General features: G+C 63.7%; 1 protein-coding gene. It reads right to left on the bottom strand.

The window, feature by feature from the left end:
• Window positions 1-1,076, bottom strand: a 1,076-nt coding sequence (gene istA, locus IVA78_RS07750) for an IS21 family transposase (protein ID WP_247464969.1), incomplete at its 3' end; no start/stop codon positions are given.
• Window positions 1,077-1,133: the final 57 nt, after the last annotated feature.

Below are 1,133 nucleotides of genomic sequence, written 5' to 3'. Positions count from 1 at the left end.
ATCGTTACCGCCACGCGCTCGCCAATCAGGCGCCACGGTACCGAGTAGCTGTTCGTGTCGATCTCGACGGCGCAATCATTGCCGACGACGCGGGTCAGTTCACGCAAGGATCCGAACGAAGGCTGCCCGCCGAGCGGCTTCAACCGATGTATCTCGTCGCGCGCGAAGCGGATGATCGGCGCCTCTCCGGTCGTGCCATGGATACGAACGTTTGCAACCTCACGATCCCACCTGTCGAGATGCGCCTCGAATGCTTCCCAGCTTGGGAAGGAATGACCGGCGATTGCGTTCTTCTTCACGTAGCCGACGCCGTTCTCGGTCTTGCCTTTCGTGCGCGCCCGATATGGTGCGCAGGCGCGAGGACGGAAGCCCCAATGTTTTGCGAAGGCGATCAGCTTGTCATTGAACTGAACCGATCGGCTCACCGCGTCGTGGCGCACCACAAGCGCCCGTGGATTGTCCATCAGCACTTCCTCGGGCACACCGCCGAGGGTCGTGAATGTGCTCTCGAGCCCGGCAAACCAATGCTCCTGTCTCTCGGCCCGGAACGCACGCACATGAAGCCGTCGCGAGTGGCCGAGCGTTGCCACGAACACGAATGCCTTGCCTTTCGCTCCTCCGATCTCGACCAGGCGCTCCCCAAAGTCGATCTGCAGCTGTCGGCCCGGCGGCGTCTCAAACCGCGTCGTCGCCAGAGCCTCCGCCTTCAGCGCCTGACGATAGGGCTGCACGGCGCGTTGCAGCGTCCGCCGGCTGACTGTCACGCCTTTCTCGGCCAACAGGTCCTGGCGCACCACGTCGGCATTGCCGCGATGCCGAACGAGCCTCTCGCGCAGCCAACCCTCAAGGCCGTCGAGACGCTTCGGCCGCTCAGGCGACTTGAACGCCTTCACCCCGCCCGCCACCACGTAGCCCTTCACCGTGTGATGGCTGCAGCCCAGCTGTCGCGCAATCCGCTTCAGACCCCACCCGCACGCCCTCAGGCGCAACATCTCCGCCACGTCATCCGGCGTCTTCATCACCTGCCCCCGTGGATCAATCCACGACGAGCCTTCAGTGATTCGTTCCTGCTTCATTCACTCTCTCCCCAGCTATCCGAGGAGGGGGCAATTCCTCGTGACGCTGAGGGGGCA

It is taken from the genome of Bradyrhizobium sp. 137, from assembly GCF_023074095.1.
GTDB lineage: Bacteria > Pseudomonadota > Alphaproteobacteria > Rhizobiales > Xanthobacteraceae > Bradyrhizobium.
This window is presented reverse-complemented; position numbering and strand designations above follow the sequence as displayed.